We start from the raw sequence: 213 nt of genomic DNA, 5'->3' as shown, positions 1-213 counted from the left end.
CGGGCGTCACGGCCGTGGAGCGCGCAGGACGCCGTACGGGCGCACCAGTCGGCGAACTGGCCGTACGACTCCTCCACCGCGATGGTCTCGGTCTTCTGGAAGTCCCACGTGCCGAGGCTGTGGTCCATGTTGGAGTCGAGCGTCATCGCGCGGACGCGGTGCGGGTAGCGCTCGGCGTACTGCTGGCCGATCGCGGTGCCATAGGAGACGCCG

General features: G+C 70.0%; 1 protein-coding gene. It reads right to left on the bottom strand.

Annotated elements, in window-relative coordinates:
- Positions 1–213 (bottom strand): alpha/beta fold hydrolase (locus ADK36_RS18040; protein ID WP_048587704.1); only part of this gene is annotated, 213 nt, incomplete at both ends.

The organism is Streptomyces viridochromogenes, from assembly GCF_001270495.1.
In the GTDB taxonomy this organism is placed as follows: Bacteria; Actinomycetota; Actinomycetes; order Streptomycetales; family Streptomycetaceae; genus Streptomyces; species Streptomyces viridochromogenes_A.
The sequence above is the reverse complement of the archived record's forward strand: the minus strand, read 5'-3'. Positions and strand labels throughout refer to the sequence as shown.